At 32.5% G+C, this 18894-nt stretch carries 15 protein-coding genes; 4 read left to right on the plus strand and 11 right to left on the minus strand.

Annotated features, from left to right (window positions below; all coding sequences use genetic code 11):
- Positions 1-653: 653 nt before the first annotated feature.
- The gene (locus tag TMEL_RS02090; RefSeq protein ID WP_012056623.1) at positions 654-3212 is read right to left on the minus strand and encodes a hypothetical protein; all 2559 of its coding nucleotides are present in this window, start codon (positions 3210-3212) and stop codon (positions 654-656) included.
- A gap of 136 nt (positions 3213-3348) precedes the next feature.
- Between TMEL_RS02090 and TMEL_RS02095 the strand changes: the two genes are divergently transcribed.
- Positions 3349-4104 (plus strand): recombinase family protein, encoded by a 756-nt coding sequence (locus TMEL_RS02095; RefSeq protein WP_077277063.1) that lies wholly within the window; start codon positions 3349-3351, stop codon positions 4102-4104.
- Between the two features lie 390 nt (positions 4105-4494).
- Here TMEL_RS02095 and TMEL_RS10155 read toward each other — a convergent pair whose 3' ends face one another.
- From TMEL_RS10155 to TMEL_RS02105, 4 genes are all read right to left on the minus strand, one after another.
- Complete coding sequence (locus TMEL_RS10155) at positions 4495-4689, minus strand: hypothetical protein (protein ID WP_148185999.1); 195 nt, start codon at positions 4687-4689, stop codon at positions 4495-4497.
- 82 nt (positions 4690-4771) lie between these two features.
- Positions 4772-5956 (minus strand): ParA family protein, encoded by a 1185-nt coding sequence (locus tag TMEL_RS09890; protein WP_012056626.1) that lies wholly within the window; start codon positions 5954-5956, stop codon positions 4772-4774.
- A 311-nt stretch (positions 5957-6267) separates the two neighbouring features.
- Positions 6268-6519 carry a hypothetical protein gene (locus tag TMEL_RS10160; RefSeq protein ID WP_148186001.1) on the minus strand — a complete coding sequence of 84 codons (252 nt, stop codon included), beginning with the start codon at positions 6517-6519 and terminating at the stop codon, positions 6268-6270.
- 99 nt (positions 6520-6618) lie between these two features.
- The gene (locus tag TMEL_RS02105; RefSeq protein WP_012056627.1) at positions 6619-8103 is read right to left on the minus strand and encodes a recombinase family protein; all 1485 of its coding nucleotides are present in this window, start codon (positions 8101-8103) and stop codon (positions 6619-6621) included.
- Positions 8104-8450: 347 nt separating this feature from the next.
- Between TMEL_RS02105 and TMEL_RS10040 the strand changes: the two genes are divergently transcribed.
- The 3 genes from TMEL_RS10040 to TMEL_RS02120 all read left to right on the plus strand — a co-directional run bounded on the left by TMEL_RS10040 (position 8451) and on the right by TMEL_RS02120 (position 10253).
- The gene (locus TMEL_RS10040; protein WP_012056628.1) at positions 8451-9185 is read left to right on the plus strand and encodes a helix-turn-helix domain-containing protein; all 735 of its coding nucleotides are present in this window, start codon (positions 8451-8453) and stop codon (positions 9183-9185) included.
- 452 nt (positions 9186-9637) lie between these two features.
- Complete coding sequence (locus TMEL_RS02115) at positions 9638-9973, plus strand: hypothetical protein (protein WP_012056629.1); 336 nt, start codon at positions 9638-9640, stop codon at positions 9971-9973.
- An 82-nt stretch (positions 9974-10055) separates the two neighbouring features.
- Entirely contained in the window at positions 10056-10253 is a 198-nt protein-coding gene (locus TMEL_RS02120) for a hypothetical protein (RefSeq protein ID WP_012056630.1), read from the plus strand.
- Between the two features lie 280 nt (positions 10254-10533).
- Here TMEL_RS02120 and TMEL_RS02125 read toward each other — a convergent pair whose 3' ends face one another.
- The 6 genes from TMEL_RS02125 to TMEL_RS02150 form a co-directional block, all read right to left on the minus strand.
- A complete protein-coding gene (locus tag TMEL_RS02125) occupies positions 10534-11235 on the minus strand; it encodes a M48 family metallopeptidase (RefSeq protein WP_012056631.1) in 702 nt (233 codons plus the stop codon).
- Positions 11235-14402: a type I restriction endonuclease subunit R gene (locus TMEL_RS02130; protein ID WP_012056632.1), complete on the minus strand. Its 3168-nt coding sequence runs from the start codon at positions 14400-14402 to the stop codon at positions 11235-11237. The genes TMEL_RS02125 and TMEL_RS02130 overlap by 1 nt, the downstream gene beginning before the upstream one ends.
- The gene (locus TMEL_RS09895; protein WP_012056633.1) at positions 14399-15607 is read right to left on the minus strand and encodes a restriction endonuclease subunit S; all 1209 of its coding nucleotides are present in this window, start codon (positions 15605-15607) and stop codon (positions 14399-14401) included. The genes TMEL_RS02130 and TMEL_RS09895 overlap by 4 nt, the downstream gene beginning before the upstream one ends.
- A gap of 1 nt (position 15608) precedes the next feature.
- Complete coding sequence (locus tag TMEL_RS02140; RefSeq protein WP_012056634.1) at positions 15609-16064, minus strand: hypothetical protein; 456 nt, start codon at positions 16062-16064, stop codon at positions 15609-15611.
- Positions 16061-18460, minus strand: a complete 2400-nt coding sequence (locus tag TMEL_RS02145; RefSeq protein ID WP_012056635.1) for a type I restriction-modification system subunit M — start codon at positions 18458-18460, stop codon at positions 16061-16063. Before TMEL_RS02145 ends, TMEL_RS02140 begins: the two co-directional genes overlap by 4 nt.
- Positions 18461-18645: 185 nt before the next feature.
- Positions 18646-18861 (minus strand): hypothetical protein, encoded by a 216-nt coding sequence (locus TMEL_RS02150; protein ID WP_041425923.1) that lies wholly within the window; start codon positions 18859-18861, stop codon positions 18646-18648.
- Between the last annotated feature and the right edge of the window lie 33 nt (positions 18862-18894).

Here is an 18894-nt window from a genome sequence, read left to right on the forward strand (position 1 = left end):
AGATATACTTTCGGTTTGGAATGATTAAAACTACTGTCTTCTGCGTGATTATTTTAATATAAAACATAAACGTTAAACTTTAGCCTTTTGTACGTATTAAAAATAAAAACTTTATATAAATCTGCTAAACATTGAATAAACTAATGTAAGATTTTTGCAGTATCTTAAAGCCTCAAATTCTTGATATTGTAGATTTACAATAATACAACAAAACCCCAAGAAAAATCTCTCCTTGCCATGTGGATTAATAGTTTAAAGCCCGGAGAATACTCCGGGACATAATAAGTGGAATAAATGATAAGAAGTAAAGCGGTATTATCATTTGCTTACCACTGAAAAATTACTTTATACCTTCCCAAACTTGTTTGCTGTTAAATTTAAGCCTGTAAATGTTATTTTCGTTTTTTCTTCATTCTCATATAATCTCCCAAAAACACTCCGAAAACTATTACGAAGAGTAATATAAACGTTATAAATCCAGAATATTTTTCTGGATTATATATTACTATTAAGATGTAGGTTAAAAGTACAGTAAGCAATAAAATTCCAGTAATAAGATTTTGATGTTGTGCATTTTGATGATGCCTCCTGATAAGGTGGTAACAAAGTATACCTCACAAGCGTTATTTATTTCGTTATATCCTCTAACTTCATTATGCTTGTTGGCTTAAGTTGTTCTGCCATGGTAAAACCTCCTTAATTTCGAATTCGTAAATACGATGTTCTTTTGGTAGATCTAATTCCTCAGTCTCGCCGTACATGTATGCGATGATTGAGTTTACTATCTTGTAGCCGTGCCATTTAAGATAAGTAGGACTATAATCATCTTTAAACATATCTATGACCCCGATAAAGAAGTCTGCATCCGCCGCAATGACTTTGTCTACGTATTCCATTAACGTGTTTTCCCAAATACGCGCACCTATTTTGTGCTTTGTTTCAAAAATTGGATCTATCGTTTCTACTGAACCTGATATTTCAAATATCTTCTGGATTACTTTCTTAATAGTGCCACGTTTATCTTTATACTTTTCATCTCTGGAAATAAGATAATCAAATAATTCGTCCGCCAATTCTGTGTATGCTATACTTAGGCCAGAATGATATTTCTTTATTTTTGAAGTAATAACATTGGTAATTTTATACATCTTTTTCAGGTTTTCTTTAATACTAAATGTTGCAAGATCTGATAGCGTGAGCTTAATAATCTCTGGTCTATTTTGGAAATATTCATATAATTTTTTAAGCATTGGTAATAAACTAATACCGAAAGAAAAAGGATTCACCCGGTTATCAAGCAAGGAATACAATGTATAATGATATATGATGTTATCCTTTGTAATTGCTAAAAGTTCGTTTTTTTTAACTACTTTCTTAAGCTTAAACTGTTTTGGATCAACAGCAAAAGCATTTAAAGACATCTTATAACCAGGATATTTATCTAACAGTTTTTCGTAAGCATTAACAAACCTTAGTTCTGATTTTGTATACGATTTTTTCCAATTGTTTTCTACTTGTTTTAATATGCGCCTTGCAACGCTGGATTGTCCTTTTGAGATGTGTTCCCATAATCTAACAACGTAATAGAAGATTCTATCGTATGCTTCAAATCGAGTATCAAGATTAAACAATCTTGTGTAAAGTCTTCTATATGCATTTTGATCTTTAATGAAGTGTTTCAAACCGCGCAAGTACAAAACGGTTTGTGCCGTTCCAACGGCATAAGGGACATAACCATATACGAGTGCGGCAATTGCCGCTTTAATATACGGCTTGTCTTGTCTAGGTGTTTGTAGGTTTGCAAAAGTGTGTATTATTTGATCAATTTCTTTTATTGTTTCTGGATTTACTATTGTTTTCAAACTTTCTTTATCGGACATGTCTTTATTAAATATTTCTTTCATCATTTCCTTATACAGGTCAATAGCTATTTCCCTTTTTTCTTCCAAGGTAAATAGATGATTCAATAACATCGCTTTTTGAGTTAAAAGAGAATATAGTTTTGAATACGACTCTGGAGTTTTCGGTGATCCTATTTTAACTGCGGGGCAATATCTAATACTTTCAGTTTTTTTCACATCGACAAGACGATCATATTCGGCGGGCAATTCCATCTTAGTCAGTTGTTTAGCATGTTCTACGCTTTGAATAGCATTATATAACTTGTCCAGGTCTATATATTCGTTAATAAACTCTGTAATATAACGCAAGCTATAATAGCTACACTCGTATGTATACATCTTATTATTTCGTTTGTCATGGTAACGTATGACTACACCTTTCTCCTTCATTTGTACATCATAAGTTTCATTCGCTACCATAACGCTAAACGCAGAAGGCACACCTGAAGGAAAGTGACCATTATTTTTATTTGGCAAATTAATACGCAAGGCGCTATTATATGTTTCGTAGGAAACGAACGATTGTTTGTCAACTAACGTTTGTGTGTTGACTAACGTTTCATAAGACAACGTCTTAGTATTACAAGTATATGTCTCCTCTTCGAAAGGATAATCGCCAAGCGAATTGTCATTCAATGAAGGAAAGTTATTACTTTCAGGACTGGTTTCACGTTTGAAGGTTAACATTCGTTTGTCATTTGAGAAGCTAATAGGCTCAAAATGAAGGGTTGACTCATCAAGAAACAACACGTTTCCGTTTAAATCTTTGAACTCAAAGTACTTTGTGTTGTTTAGATTTTCAAAATACTCTGAAAGCTTATTTTTGAAAAAACTAACATCATACAAAACTAAGTCATATTTTATCGTTTCGTTATTTATGACAGGTTTGTTTTTTGTTAAAAAATTCATATATATATAATATATTACGTAGTAATATATACCAATTATACTAAATAATATATTAGGCATGAGCGAACCATTTTTACCTGATTGGACAAAAAGCTTTTCTTTGTAATTGTTCTTATAAACCGTGTATGCCACGGCGGCGAGATCAATCTCGCTTTGTTTTGGTTTATATTTTATATTCATGATTTTTATTGATGTTGTTCCTTGTGCAAATGAATTTTGAAGTTTTATATACCCAGCAATTTCAAGGTAATTCAAAATTGGATCAAGTGATTTGTCGGATACACCCGTTTCTTCGGATAATGTCTTTTTTGTAATGTGCACTTCATGATTTTTTATAAGTTTGTCAAGTTGTACTAGGAAGTCATAAACCTTTATGGCTTTCGTGCGCCCTAATAATTTCAATTATTCGTTTCCCCTTTTGGGTAGAATATTTTTTTCAAATGCTGTTTATCGTTCTAGACATATTGTAAATTAACATGCCAATGATAACTTGAATTGAAAACTTGTCAAAAAACTCAACAAAGCGTTATAATAAAATATGTTAAGAAAAAATTTTTGGAGTGATATGCATTTGAAAAATAGAACTGCTGTGGCTTATATTAATAAAACAGTAGAAGAAATTACGGCACAAGAACAGAAACAAATAATTGAAGATTATTGTAAAAAGAAAGGAATTGAAATTAAAGGTATCTTTCACTATTCATTTAACGAAGTAATCAGCTTCGTTAGTAAACACAAAATTGACTGTGTTATTGTTGTAAAATACAAGTATATTAATAAAGATCCTCAAACAAGCTCTTTCAACATTTACGAACTTGAAAGACAAGGGATAAAAGTTTTGAATATTGTAAAAGAAAATACTGATAAGAAATATAATAACAAAAGGAGTATACAAAAAATCCACGAAGAATTTCAAGAAGATGTAAAAAGATCAAAATTAAATTACGTTCTTTTGAATAAAAAGAAACCTTCAGGATATTACCCTTTAGGTTACAATGCAGACGGCACCGTCAATGACAATGAAGCTGATTTAGTGAAAAAAATTTATGAAATGTATTTGAAAGGATATTCATCATATAAAATAGCAAAATGGTTAAACGAAACGGGATTAAAAACAAAATTAGGCAACAAATATAGTGGACAAACTGTTCAATACATACTTAAAAATGTATTTTATACTGGAAAGGTTAAGTACGAGGATATAATTATCAACGGCAGGCACAATGCAATAATTGATGAAAAAACTTTCAAAAAAGTTCAGAAAAAACTAAGAAAAAACCAAAAACGAAAATAAATTCGAAAAAGAAAACAGAAGTAGGTTCTATTCATCTTATTAAACAAAAAATTTGCATTTTAAGTTTTTCTACTTACCAAGAAGAATATATAAATTATTATTTTTACTTATTCTCCCCTTTTTTACTTTTAAAAGCGGCGCACGGAATTTCTGATAACTCGTTTATATACGCATTGCGATTATACCCCACATTTGGAATAATATCCGCAATATTACACATATATATCCTTCTAAATGAAATCATACTCCTTTATCAGTGTATCAAGAGGATTCTCAATCTTTTTAAGGGTTGCTTTACTTACATAGGTATAAATCTTTGTGGTACGATATTATGTTTTATTTCCTAAATGTACATTATATAAGTGTCATATACTTCTCTTAATAACAATTCTATTTTATTTCTGGTTTTTGTAAGATATTCAAATATTTTATCGCGTAATTGTAGTTTTTGAATATTCTTATAATCTTTGATTGAAAATTCAATCTATTTAATTTGTAATATATCTGTTGTGTGTTAAGATCATAAAGCTTTTCTTTGTAAGATATATTCTCTATATCATTAAGATTTCCAGTACACATCTTCACAGACACTTAATATTTTCTTGTGATAGTGTATGGAAGCTAATTGAGCTGTTGTTTATATAACCTGATCAACTGATTGAATAAATTATTCAAATGGCATTATATTCTTTAATTGTGAGTATCTTTTGTACAGTGCATCAATCAATAAATTGAACCTGTTGCCTGTTGCAACCATTGGAATACCTAATTCACTGCTTATTTTTTTTAACGCATTGGCTACAGTATTTGTTGATATATTCAAGCGTTTGCCCAATCGTCGTTGGCCCAAAGCATTTGCGGACGAACCTTCTAACACAAAATAAGCTAACAGACGCGTTTCTATGGCTCTAAACTGTGTATCTTCAGTTATTAATTTTATTAACTGTAATTTTAAAGCATTCTGTGTTGGCTGGTTTGTTGTGGCTGGATTGTTACAGTTTTGTGTTTTTTGAATCTTTGTATTGTTAATATCTAAGATATTTATATCATGCCTATCATGAAATACTTTTTTAAGTAATTCGTCCATTACTTCTATAAGATCTTGTATATTTTCAATAGCTTTCGGTTCCACATTATTTGTTTTAAGAATGTTGTAGAAATTGATTTTGTTGTTAAGTATACTGTTGTATAAATTGTGTTTACCAATATGTTTGGTTATAATGCCTTCAAACCATAGTGAGAAGAACGACAACAAATGTTTGTGTAATTTATATCTCATATCAATCAAATTAGGAACTAAAGCTGCTATTTTCAGATCAAGGTTATGTTCTATTGCCATTGATAAAAAGTCGTGTAATAACTGTAAATTGTAAGTTATAACTTTGGCTGGAACAATAGGAATGATAACACTATCTGACGCCAATAAGCTATTTCTAGTAAAAATGTTTAACGATGGCGAATTATCAATTAAGATTAAATCATACTGATCTTTTATTGGCTCAAGGAGTCGTTTTAGTTTTGTATCTGATTCCATATCCCAGCCTTTATAAACATCGTATTTTGCAAGTTCAAGTGTTGAAGGGATAATTTTTAGGTTAGGAATATTTGTATCAAAAATGATTGAATAAATATTGCGAGCTTTACTTTCATCCGCAAAAAGCATAGATATATTACCAGGAATCTTAAACTCTAATATTTGCGGAAATAAATACTCAGTTAAATTAGGTTGATAATTTAAATCTATAGCAAGCACTTTATACCCCTTAAAAGCCGCATATGTTGATAAACAGTAAGTAATAAATGTTTTTCCAACACCTTTTTTGATGTTATAAACTGAAATCACTTTTGCCATAAATAATCGCCTCCTTAGATCAAATTATCAGTTAACTAACAAACGAATCTGTTTTTTCAATTCTTGAATTAATCTAGTACTTGTTGGCACAATTTAGCTTTTGGTACTATTTTATATGTATTTTTTGGCATATTTAATTTATCTAATTGTTCATGTATTTGTGTTATGCTTAATTCATGTATTGCATCTTCATTGTTAAGAGTTTTGATGCTTTTAATAAGAACGTCAAGTTATTTTTTGCTCGGCGGTTAAATTATCGTATATTTTATCATTGAATTTTTCAATGGGTACTTCCACGGGTGCTTTATGTTTTATTGTGAGAGCGTATAGTAAATCGATGACAATAAATTTTGTTTCGTTCCTAGTACATACATTTGTATTTTCCAACTCTTGTTACCTGTTTGCGCATTGTCAAAACATTGCTTTATTTCTTTCAGCACATTAGTTGACAACCTGTTTAGATTCATGCTAAGTAATGTATTTTTGAAGATGAAATCCGCAATTGCTTCTTCCAAGAAACTGTCTTTTTGTCTTGTTGAGATTGAGTTTAATTGTTTCACCATCGTATGTATGTTTTTTATATTATCACTAATTGATTGATATATTTTTCACTTTGTTCCTTATTTTCCATGTCATATCACTCTTTCCAATTTTCAGAGTTTTTACAAAAATTTTCTTGGTTTAATTTCAACATATCCACCTGGATAAACTATAACCTTCTCTATTAATCTCTTTATTACTTTCTCAATAACTAAAAGATTGTCACTATTTAATTGCTCCATGAATTCAATGTAGATTTCTCTTACTTGTTCTTCAGTATACTTATTAATAGTCTTGTTGTGTAAATTTTTAATTTCCTGGTTTACTTTGTTTAATTCAATTTCCAAATCTTTGGCTTCCTTTTCCAGCTTTTCTATTAAAATACCTTTTTCTATGGCTCGAACTAAATTATTTATTTTATTTTCTAAATCTGATTTTTTCATTTGTAGTTCTTTGAATTGTTTTTCGTATAGTTGTTCTCTTTTTGCTTCCGTTTTGTTTAGCTCTTTTGTGAGTTTGCTAAAATCAATTTTATCAATGGAGAGCAGTAAATTTTTTATATAAGATATAACCTGCTTTTCTAGTTTAGTTTTTCCAATACTAACAAGTTTTGTTGATTTTTTGTTTTTCCAGTCTTGACAAATATATTTCGGATATTTTCCTCCTGATCCTGTAAGTCTGCTTCCGCACGCCCCGCAGTATGCTATGTTTAAAAGTAAATAATGATGTTTTTTTTGAATATTTCTCCTTCTTTTGCTCAGTTTTTCCTGTACTTTATCAAATAAGTCCCTATCAATAATGGTCGGAACAGCTCCTTCAACTTTTATAACATCATCATGCTCAGATCTTATACGTGTTCCATGCTTGCTTTGATTATAGATATAAATGCCTCCATACTTTTTATTGCGTAGAATTTCTGAAATTGAAGAAGCCTTGAACTTTCCACCATTTTTTGTCTTGTATCCTTTTTGGTTAAGAGACTCGGCGATTTTTTTGAAACTTAAACCTTCAGCGTATAATCTGAAAATTTCTTTAACAATTATTGCTTCTGCATGATTTACAGCATAACGTTTTCTAGTTTTACCATATTCATCAATTACTTCTTTGAGATCATATCCTAAAGGGGGCATTCCCCCTAAAAAATATCCTTTCATAGCTGCATACTTTGTCTTCGTTTTTACTTCATTTCTTAAGTTATTAATGTACCATTCATTAACTGATTCAATTATTGATTTTACTAATTCACCTGCAGGGTCATCCGAGAATTGTTCTGTAATAGAAATTAATTTAACATTCGAGTTCTCTAGTAAATGAGAGTAGGTTAGTGAATCATATCTGTTCCTTGAGAACCTATCTAATTTGTGTACTAAAATAACATCGAATTTATGTTTTTTTGCATCGGATATCATCCTTTGGAATTCAGGCCTATCGGCGGATTTTGCACTTTTTGCCTTATCTACATATGTTTCTACAATAACTATGTTATTATTTTTTGCGTACTCTTTAATTTCTGATAGTTGTGCTTCAATGGATAGTTCAGATTGGTTGTTAGAAGAATATCTCGCATATGCGGCTGCTTTCAACGGAAGCGAGTGTTTGTTATACATAGATATTCCCCCCTGAATTTTCAAATACAAAACCTGTTCCATTTTCGGAAAGCACTTCTTCAATTTTTGAGGAAGATTTTTCGGAGTGTTTAAGGCCTTTTTGAGGGGTTTCAATGATGCTTTCCTGAATTAATTCATAAAGTAATTCTGCTAATTCCTAAAGCATGTTAAAACCTCCTTTCATAATATGAACATATTAATGTTAATTACACTAACATTATAATACATGATTATGTTCTTGTCAATACCCTGCTTATGTTAAAATTATTAACATAATATTATTAAGATTTTGAAAACACACACTTATGGGATATAATATATTTGAAATTACTTGAGGAGTGAACTTTATGGATTTAGGAGAGAAAATAAAGCAATTAAGATTGGAGCGTGATATAAGTCAAGAGCAGCTTGCAAAAAGGCTAGGTATTTCAAGAGAATCGATTTCTCATTATGAAAATAACAGAATAGTTCCACCTGTACATATTCTCAGAGAAATTGCCAAAATTTTCAATGTTTCTGTAAATTATTTTTTTGAAGAAGAACATTACGATAAGAATGTAAAAGGAGAAAGTGAGCTTGTTGATTATAATATTCCGCAAAACTTTATGGGATTTATGGTAGTTGGCTCCCATTCTAGAGGCAAGTTATTAAATAATAAAATTTCAAAAAAACAAAAAGGTATACCTGTTTTAAGATTTCCTAATCCTAGTGAAGGAGAACCTGAAAATCAACTAATAAAAGTGAGATATATTGATTATTTACAAAAAAAAGATATAGATTATGCACTTAGATTAAACTCTGATATTATAGAACCCTTAATTCCTAAAGGTGCTCTTCTATTAGTTAGTACTAGAAATAATAGACTTCCTCAAAATGGTGAGTTAATTGTTTATTACTTGAATGGTAAATTTGGAGTCAGATGGTATTTTCAAAAGGGTGATAATGTAATTTTAATTGCTGAAAACAGCAAGTATTTACCTATAATAACTACTCGGGTTGATTTTAAGTTTGCTGGAATTGTAAAGGATGTAATATTTGATTTTAAACCTCAGAAAACGACTTTTCCTGAAGATAGAGATTAAAACATCCAGGAATCCAATAATTATTAAGGAACTGATAATTAATTTATTTGGCTATATCTTCCAAACTGAAATGTTTCTTATTAGACAATTTTCTATCAAGTATAAAAATATAAGCTCCAGTAGAGTTCTGGGGCTTTTTTGAGATATTAACATAGTGTCTTTCGATAGTTTATCCAACAAATACTTGATTATTTCTTCTTTATTACCAACTAATTCTAAAATTTTTTGGAATGTAAAATAGCTGAGAGAATTATCTTTTCTAATTAAACCCGATAAAAATAAATCAATTCATCTTCATTAATCTATTGTTCTATTGTATGTTTTTCTACTTTTATATTACACAGGATTTTAAGTAAAAAGATGTAAACCCTAATAAAGAGTTATAAATTGTATTATCAAAAGCTAAAGAACGAATGTGAATATTTGATGATGCTGATGATCTATTTAACCTAATGACTTTATTAAGCAAACGACCGGCAATTATAGCAAAAAATAAAATTAAAAACATTAAATTACAAGCAGAAAATGCATCAGAACTTGGCGGGCATATATTTGAACCTATGTTTCAGATATTAACAAACCAATATGGTGCGGAAACACTTAAACAAAACTTCGCTTTATTTGCCAATGATACCAAAGTAAAGCAAGTAAAGTTCTTACATACTATTAAAATTACTGGAATATCAAAGCATAACACAAAAACAACCATAACAAACCATATTAACCAAAAACCTATTAGTAAAATGTTTGACATAAGTAATAACTACTTTGGAATCTTTAGTAAATAATTTGTCTACATATTTCAAATAAAAAGGAGAAAGGAAAGAAATTGAATACGAAATAAATTCTCTTAGTGGAGAAACATGCATTTTGTTAATTGAACTTCGATCAAAACAAATTGTATTGTTAGACGACTATTATGAAAAATTTATAATAACCCCAGAAGACATTGATATCAGTGCTTGCGATGAAGATGAAATTACATTATATGGAGATAGATCACTTGGGAGTTTTACAATTAGACTTTCTGACGGAGAATTAATTGGAATAGATGGTTACAAACTTTAGCCTTCTGAAAGAGAATGCATTGAAATTAATGGATACAAGATTTTTAGAATTGGTCATCCAATTTAAATAAAAGAAAGAGTTTTTTATTAAGTATTTTACATTTTTCCTGAATTTCATTATACTTTAATAACTCTTAACTCTTAATTTTACTTCAACTCTAAAATATTTCTAAGATTTTAATAAATCTTTAAATTATTTCTTGTTAGCAAACCCGAAAAGTGAATTTGCGAAAGCAGGAAAGGAGTTTTGTACACTGCCAAAATTGAACATATTTTTGATTCTACAGGATAAATTCGTTTAATTGCCTCCGGTATATTTTCCATTTTGGCAAATATTTGCTCATTAATTCTTTAAATCGTCCGTTGTGTTTTTTCTCCAATAAGTGTATAAGTTCGTGAACAATCACATATTCCAGGTACTCTGTTGGTTTTTTTATGAGTTCTAAATTCAGCCATAATCTTTTAGCATCTGGGTTACAGCTTCCCCACTTAGTTTTCATTTTTTTTATTCTTATTTCGTTTATTTTCACCCCAATTATTTTTTCCCATTTTGGTACCAGAATCTCCAACTCTTTTTTCAGCTCTTTTCTTAACCATTTTTCGTAATAGTTTTGCCGTTGTTGAATCGTATAATGAGCTGGCACATAAAAATAGATGTACTTTTTGTTTTTTACTTCTATTTTTGGTCTTTTAGCGAATTCTATTCTCAGGATATATCTCCTTCCTTTAAAATAATGGCTCTCACCCGAAACATATTCTCTTTTAGTCTGTCTTTCTTGCTCTTGGAAAGACTTGATGTGTTTTTTTATCCAATGATACTTTTTAATGACCAGTAACTTCACTACCTCATCCGAGACACCTTCTGGAACGGAAACCCTCACTTTTCCATCAGGTGGTAGAACATTCAGATGGAGATTTTTAATTCGTTTCTTATAAACCGTAACCTCAATGTCTTTAACTCTTATAATTTTCCCTTTCTCCATTAATACTCACCCTGTTTTAACACTATCTGAAAGATTTTTTCAGTGAGTTCCTCGAGACCCTCATCTTCTAGGATTTTCTTAATGGCATTTCTTACCTGTCGCTCTTTTATCTTATGCCCTCTCCAGTCATCTTTTTTGGTTTTTCTTACAGCTTCATCAATAGCATTTGTAAGTTTCTCTCTATTTTCAATGCCTTCTAAGTTGTCATAAATAGCCTTTTTCGCCATACTGCTTCTTATGCTTGGGGGGTAAGGTTCTTCATTAAATTCCCTATTTATGAGCATCTTGGTTAATTTTTCAACTTCCTTTAGGTACTCCTCGTAACTGATAACTTCTTTTTTCCTTTTTTCTACCAGTTCCTTAAGTATTTTGGACATTTTGTCGTAATAAGCCGGATTAATATCTCTCTTGTCTACTATCAACTTCCTTATATTGTTCTCTATTGTTTCAGCAAGTGCTTCCTTGTTCTTTCCGATGGCACTTGGTAATGTTTCTAAAGCCTTCTGAAGACCATTAAGTGCTATTATTTCCAGCAATGATGTTTCTTCGAACGATGCTAATGTTCTGCTTTCCTCCGCTTGGATGTAAGAGTCTATAAGATACCTCATTGCAGGATCAAACACCTTTAAATCTAAGTAATCGCCGCTCATCAGTTTTAGCTCGTCTCTTATTGCTGCGTAATGCCTGACTTTTTCCTTGATTTCTTTTTGTTCCCTCTCGGAATATCCTGCTTCGGTTAATTCGTTAGCTATATTCGTGTAAGCTCTCACAAGGGAAGATACTCGCTTGTAAAATTCTAACCTGAGCTGTTGCTTTTCCTCAGAGTTATCTCCAACAAAATATTCCCTATACTCATTTATGCCCTTTGGTGGCTTTACGCCCTCCACCAATAGTTCAACTTTCTCAAGAACTTCGTCAAGTCTCTTTTTCGCATCGGTTAATCTATCCTTTAACAATCCTTCAACATCTTCCTTATCAAACTCTGCGAATGCTCCTGATGTGTAATCTTTAATGGCTTTTTCCATACTGTTGAATAGATCCCTATAATCCACAATGTAACCATAATCCTTGTCCAACTCATCTCCTTTGTCTTTATTATCCAACCTGTTTACCCTACAGATTGCCTGAAATAAGCCATGGTCCCTCATGGGCTTGTCTATGTAAAGATAAGTAGCGCTTGGCGCATCGAATCCTGTTAAAAGTTTATCTACCACGATTAACAATTTCATCTGTCCGGGCTCTTCAATAAATTTCTTTTTAACATCCTTCTCAAATTTCTCTATCCGGTAATCTTTTACTGCTTCTTCTTCAGAGATGTTATAATAATCGGCTATCATCTTTTTGTAAATTTCGTACTTCTTTATGTTTTCCGCCTCTCCTTCCTCTCCGGTCTCTTCCCCTTTTATGCTCACAATACTTGGACGATAGGATGTTACAATGGCAACTTTGTCAAATCCTCTCGACTTAAAAAGTTCATAGTACTTACACGCTTCGTATATGCTACCTGCCACAAGCATGGCGTTGCCCCTGCCAGTTGCCAATCTTGGTTTTGTTTCAAAATCGAAGATTATGTCCGCAACGATCTTCTCCATCCTACTTCTCGAACTGTAAAGTTTCTTCAATGTCCCCCATCTCTCTTTAAGTTGAGCCTTGGCAATATCTGACAAGCCTTTTGTTTTTACTTCAAACCACTTATCTATTTTATCCTCTGACACGACTTTGATATCCACATCCCTCGCTTCATACCTCAAATCAAGGATTACACCGTCTTGGACACCTTCATCAAACTTGTATGTATGGATATACTTACCAAATGTTTCCAAGGTTGTAGGTTTATCTTTTTTGAGGAGTGGCGTTCCTGTAAATCCAATAAAAACAGCATTGGGTAAAATTTCTTTCATGGCTTTATGTAGCTTACCTGATTGAGTTCTATGGCATTCATCCACAAAAACAAATATGTTACCCTTAGGCTTAAAATCACGTGGGAGTGTTACCTTTAGTTCATGGATATATTCATCATAATCCTTGTCCGTTGCCTCTGCTTTTCCGAATTTATGTATTAATGAACACATAAGATTCTCATCTTTTCTGTTTAGTTGTTCAATTAAATCCCTTGCTGATTTTGTTCTATATATATTTTCCCCTACACCCTTGAATACTTTTTCAATCTGCTCGTCTAACTCTATTCTATCGGTAACAATCAAAACTCTACTGTCTGAAATATTCTCTATAATCCATTTTGCAAGCCACACCATTATGAGCGATTTCCCGCTTCCTTGAGTATGCCAAATTATGCCACCTTCTCTCTTTTTTATGCTTTTCTGGGCTGCCTTTACAGCAAAATACTGGTTGTGTCTTGGAACCTTTTTGATACCAGCATCAAAAATTATAAAATCGTGTATAATTTCCAAGAGCCTATTTTTATTTAAAAGCCTGTAAATATCGCAGTCAAGGATATTATCGGATACTTCGCATTTATCCCTCGGTAGTGCTCTGGGTATGGTTGTTTTTTTGTTATGATCATACTCCGGATTCTCCTCTTTCCATTCAAGATAGTACCTTTCCGGTGTTTCTATCGTTCCATATCTTAAACCCTGCGTATCGTTTCCAGCTATGATTAACTGTACGGTGGTGAAGAAATCTTGAATGAACTCCTTCTTCTGGTTGTCAAGGTTCTGCCGTATTCCCTCGCTTATGGAAATACTTGACCTTTTCAGTTCCAAAACTCCGATGGCGATCCCGTTTAGATATAGAACTATGTCAGGTCTCTTGGTATGTCTTCCCCTTATTGTTACCTCCTCGGCTATTGTAAAATGATTATTCTCTGGATTCTCCCAATCTATGAAATTGACATGTATGGATGGCTCGGAAGGATGAATTTTTACATCTGTTCCATATCTTAAAAGTTCGTAAATTTCTTTATTTCTATCATAGAGCAATTTTTGCTGGTTCTCGGATATTTTCTTCAGCTTTTCAATTGCTTTTTTTATAACTTCATCATTGTATCCCTGCTTTCTTAGAAAATTGATAAGATATTCCTTCTCAATATTTGAGTTTCCTTCCCTCTTCTCCCAGTTCCCAAGATAATCATAACCAAGAACCTCAACAAAGAAGTTTATAACTCTCTCCTGAGTCTTTTTCTCTAATTCGTTTACGCCGATGCTCATTTTAACACCTCTTTTATTCTATCTTTAAGTCTAACTTTTCCTGTCAAAAGCAATTGCATCATTCCCTTTTTTATCATTTCATACTTTGCCTTTTTCTTCTCCAGCGCCTCAATCTCTGCATCCATATCACTGAGGATTTGGGCGATGGCGCGTTGTTCTTCAATGTCAGAAGGATAATGAATTATAAATTCAACTAGTGGTTTTCTAATAATTTGAGGCTGCCCTGAACCAGTAATTAATTTAGTAAAATCCTGAAATTTTAATAAGTAAAACATAAATAACTTGTCTATAGATTTATTTTTATCAACATTTATAACCATTGCATTTCCTGTTATCCAACATTTATCAGTAGTTCTATTGACCATTCCACAAGTAGAACCTCTACAAGTTATTATATTTTGCCAAAATTCGTGATTATATTTATGATATTTCCCAATTATTCCATTAGCACCATAAACATTGTAACCAACATTAGACAGTTGACTTTGTGAAATAGTTTCAGGCTGGTAGATTTCCGCAACCTCCCCCAACTTCTTCCTCACCCACTCGCCTTTAAATCCAGGCAGGCGTTTTTTGCCTGTTAGAAGCTCCTGCATCGCGCCCTTTTTGATGAGTTTTTTCTTCTCTATTAGCTTGTCAAGGCTTTCTATTAGCTTGTCCACATCAGAGAGAACACGGGCAATGGCGCGTTGTTCTTCAATGGTTGGAGGGTAAGGTATTTTCGATTTTCTTAGTACAATCATTCCTACAGATGACCTAGTTGAGCCAGTCATAATTTTATTGAATTGCTCAATTACGTATTTAGATTGTAATATATAATAAAGATATCTCCATTCTATGTAATTACTTTTAATTATCCCCATCGTCGGGGAAACGGCATATTTGCCTTCCTTTAATTTAACAACTTTCCCTATTGAAGCAACACGTCCAAGACCTATCAAATTATCATACAAATTATATCTTTTCTTGTGCTCTTCCAATATTTTTGGATGGACAATTCTAACATTATCATTTATTATATTTCCATTTTCATCTAAATCACCAATTCCTACAAAAGGAATCCCTCTTGAAACTTCAGGAGGAGCACGATGACTGGGATGAGGATCTATTACCTCAGCAATTTCTTCAAGTTCACCAATTTTCCAATCTTCCGGAATTATCCCAATTTCCGTTTTCTTGTAGCCGGGCGGGATGCGATCGGCCATGCTACAACTCCTCCCATTCTTCTTTAAATCGATCTCCGTTCTTCTCTATCCAACAGATATCAATCTTACTTTTAAGCACACCAATGAAAACTCCTAATTTGTAATCTAAGGTGTCGTAGAAATACGTCTTCAACTTCTTCACATCTGCTTTTGCCTTCTTGCTGTTTTTTCCAGCATGTTTAACTTCAATAACCACCAGATTATCTTTCTTGCCTCTCTTATGAACAATGATGTCCGGCCTTACTGTTTTTCCCTTTGAATTTCTTTTTGATTCTTCCCCCATCCTATTATATTCACAATCAACATTGTAATCCCCAAATTTCCCATCTAAATAAACTGCTATCTTATGACTTATTGTAGGTTCGTAAATTCTCACTCTTAAAAGCTCATCTCTATCGTTGTCAGAAAATTCTTTAACAGCTGTTCTGATTATTTCCTTTATCTTTTCTTTATTCATATTTCAAACCCCATCACTTTCAAATGTTCCTTCACCTTTTTCTCGTATTCTTCTACCTCTTGCTCAATCTCTGGTAAAGTTTCAGCGTATCTTTCTGCGAGTTCTTTTATCCTATTGACCATCCCCAAAATTATATTATCCAGCTCGTCTTTTAAATCTTCCTCGAGACGCTTTAACCACTTCTTTTCCACTACCAGGTACTTAACATCGTCTTCGGTAAGCTCTGCGTACTTTTTTAGAAGTTTCTCGTCGAGTTCTTTCTCTTTTTCTTTTATTTTTTTCTTTATTTTAGATTCTTCGTTCATGAGGTTTTGATATTTTATCAAGATTTCCAGCTCTTCTTTAAACTCTGAGGGATTCCATTTCAGTTCGTTGATTTTTAATCGCAAATCTTTTTTTGTTATATTGCCCTTGTCATTTTTGACTTCTTCAAGAATACCTTCTTCTCCGCCATATTCCTCTTTCATTTCCTCCATTTCTTGTTGTATCTCTTCCATTTTTTCTTCTAATTCTTCAATTTCTCTCATTTCCTCATTGAAGAACTCATTTACCACGATTTCCTTTGGTAGTATGTCGCATGTCCATCCCTTGTCCTTATTTTTCTCAATAGTCCTGCATGTTTTTGCGTTCCAACCGTTTTCAATTATCATGTAGACATCGTCCTTCATTTCCTCGTCCCAGTAATCCATTAGAGTTTGATAAACCGCATATTCGTCAACGAATGCGGCAGATTTGAACGCGTCGAGCAGGCTTTCAGACAATTCCTTTATGAAAGGTTTAACTCGTGTATTATTGTCTATCGACTTTAAAAACATGATTTTCTCTTCTTTCCAGTTTTTGAATATCATCAAAGCATTATTTTTGAACTTGTCTATTTCTTCATGGATCTCTATGAATTCTTGTAGGAGCTCTATTCCTACTTTTAGGCGATAGTAGCAGTCCTCCTTTTCCTCAAATAGTTCCTTTTTCAAACCTTTGAAAATTTTCAACTCTTCTATCTTGTCGATGTCTCTCTTCGGTATTCCTCCATGTAGGTGTGCATGTATGTCTTGAATATCTTCCTCTTCGGTACTATCTACGTATCTCGGAATGTTGAGGTTGTAATCGTTCTTTTCAATCTCTTCCAAGCTTACCATTCTGGAGTATCCGGGTATCTCTTCAAAGTTTACAAAAGTTGTAACTATCTTGTGAATATCCCTCTCTCTTAATCTGTTTTTAGGCCCATCTTTCCTAAATCCCTTTGAAGCGTCAATCATGAAAATCCCTTTTCTTGCATGGGCATTTTCTTTGTCAATTACCATAATTATGGCAGGTATACCAGTGCCATAGAAAAGATTTGGAGGTAGCCCTATAATTCCCTTAATATAGCCTTTTTTTACGAGGTTTCTTCTTATCTCTGCTTCGGCATTACCTCTAAAAAGCACTCCATGGGGTAGGATTATTGCTCCTCTTCCCTTTCCAGGTTTCAGTGATTTTATAAAATGGAGTAAAAAAGCATAATCTCCGTTTTTCGCTGGGGGAATACCATCATCAAATCTATGAAAAGAATCATTCTCTGGATCAACTCCGTTCATCCAATTTTTTTGAGAAAAAGGCGGATTCGCAACAGCAAAATCAAATGTTTTGAGTGAGCCGTCTTTATTTTTAAATTTTGGATCAGATAGTGTATTTCCTTGTTCTATAACCGCATCAGGTTTACCGTGTAGAATCATGTTCATTCTCGCCAAATTGGCAACATCAATATCAATCTCCTGCCCGTATAAACTGATTTCAACCGGTGCTTCATCGGCAACTTTTAAAAGAAGAGAACCTGAACCGCAGGTAGGATCATATGCAGTTTGATCGGGAGAATTTGCATTTTCTATACCAATAATCTTTGCCATGATTCTTGATACTTCGGCAGGAGTATAAAATTGTCCCTTGCTCTTACCTGCCTCTGTTGCAAACTTTTTCATAAAGTATTCATACACATCTCCGAGGATGTCATCCCCATCTGCTCGGTTTTTGGAAAAGTTAAGTTCGGGATTTTCAAAAATAGCTATGAGCTTGGTGAGTTTATCAACTTTGTCTTTTCCATTTCCAAGTTTAGTACTATCATCAAAATCTACAAGATCAATAACTCCTTTAAGTTCATTCTCTTCTGCAAGTCTTGCTAAAACTTTGTTTATCCTTTCGCCAATATCCGGTTTACCTTTTGCCTCCACCAATGCATCAAAGCTTCCATCTTCAGGAACAACAAAATCAGCGTAGGGATCGTTTTTGTACCTGTCAGTTACATACTTAACAAATAAAATTGTAAGTACATAATTTTTGTACTGACTCGCGTCCATTCCGCCCCTGAGCTCATTTGCCGCTTCCCAAAGATGGGTGTAAAGTTGAGTTTTTCTCATTGCCATTGCTTATCATCCTCCAGATCGTTTATCCTTTCATTTTTACGAGACAATATGTCCAAAACTCAATTAGCTTAACTATAAACTAACTTATATACGTAATATTATAGTTTAATATGTAAAGTATTGTGTAGATTCTTTTGCTTGTCATTCTTTGATATTATACATAAATAAAAAATTAAAAGTCAAATTCATTTGAGAGAGTTAGAAAAAATTTTTAACATAAAATCCCAAAACAAATAAAAAACTATTATCGTCAATTGTAGAATATCATCTTTGCCCATATCATTTTCTTTGCTATTTCTATTCTCTTTGTCCTTTCGAAAATACAATACACGTTCTTCAGCTTTTCTATTACCTGTTCTATTATTTTTTTCTTTGTGTTTGTCTCTGTTATTTTTGTGCATTTTTTTACTTTTGTATCTGTATTATCTTTTTTC

Source organism: Thermosipho melanesiensis BI429 (assembly GCF_000016905.1).
Taxonomy (GTDB): domain Bacteria; phylum Thermotogota; class Thermotogae; order Thermotogales; family Fervidobacteriaceae; genus Thermosipho; species Thermosipho melanesiensis.

Bases quoted from the DNA above. Each gene is read 5' to 3' on its own strand.
- TMEL_RS02095 (WP_077277063.1), top strand. From the start codon at position 3,349: ATGTTAAGAAAAAATTTTTGGAGTGATATGCATTTGAAAAATAGAACT.
- TMEL_RS09895 (WP_012056633.1), bottom strand. From the start codon at position 15,607: ATGGCCGATCGCATCCCGCCCGGCTACAAGAAAACGGAAATTGGGATA.
- TMEL_RS10040 (WP_012056628.1), top strand. From the start codon at position 8,451: ATGGATTTAGGAGAGAAAATAAAGCAATTAAGATTGGAGCGTGATATA.
- TMEL_RS02140 (WP_012056634.1), bottom strand. From the start codon at position 16,064: ATGAATAAAGAAAAGATAAAGGAAATAATCAGAACAGCTGTTAAAGAA.
- TMEL_RS02125 (WP_012056631.1), bottom strand. From the start codon at position 11,235: ATGGAGAAAGGGAAAATTATAAGAGTTAAAGACATTGAGGTTACGGTT.
- TMEL_RS02105 (WP_012056627.1), bottom strand. From the start codon at position 8,103: ATGTATAACAAACACTCGCTTCCGTTGAAAGCAGCCGCATATGCGAGA.
- TMEL_RS02130 (WP_012056632.1), bottom strand. From the start codon at position 14,402: ATGAGCATCGGCGTAAACGAATTAGAGAAAAAGACTCAGGAGAGAGTT.
- TMEL_RS02150 (WP_041425923.1), bottom strand. From the start codon at position 18,861: ATGCACAAAAATAACAGAGACAAACACAAAGAAAAAAATAATAGAACA.
- TMEL_RS09890 (WP_012056626.1), bottom strand. From the start codon at position 5,956: ATGGCAAAAGTGATTTCAGTTTATAACATCAAAAAAGGTGTTGGAAAA.
- TMEL_RS02115 (WP_012056629.1), top strand. From the start codon at position 9,638: ATGACTTTATTAAGCAAACGACCGGCAATTATAGCAAAAAATAAAATT.
- TMEL_RS10160 (WP_148186001.1), bottom strand. From the start codon at position 6,519: ATGGTGAAACAATTAAACTCAATCTCAACAAGACAAAAAGACAGTTTC.
- TMEL_RS02145 (WP_012056635.1), bottom strand. From the start codon at position 18,460: ATGGCAATGAGAAAAACTCAACTTTACACCCATCTTTGGGAAGCGGCA.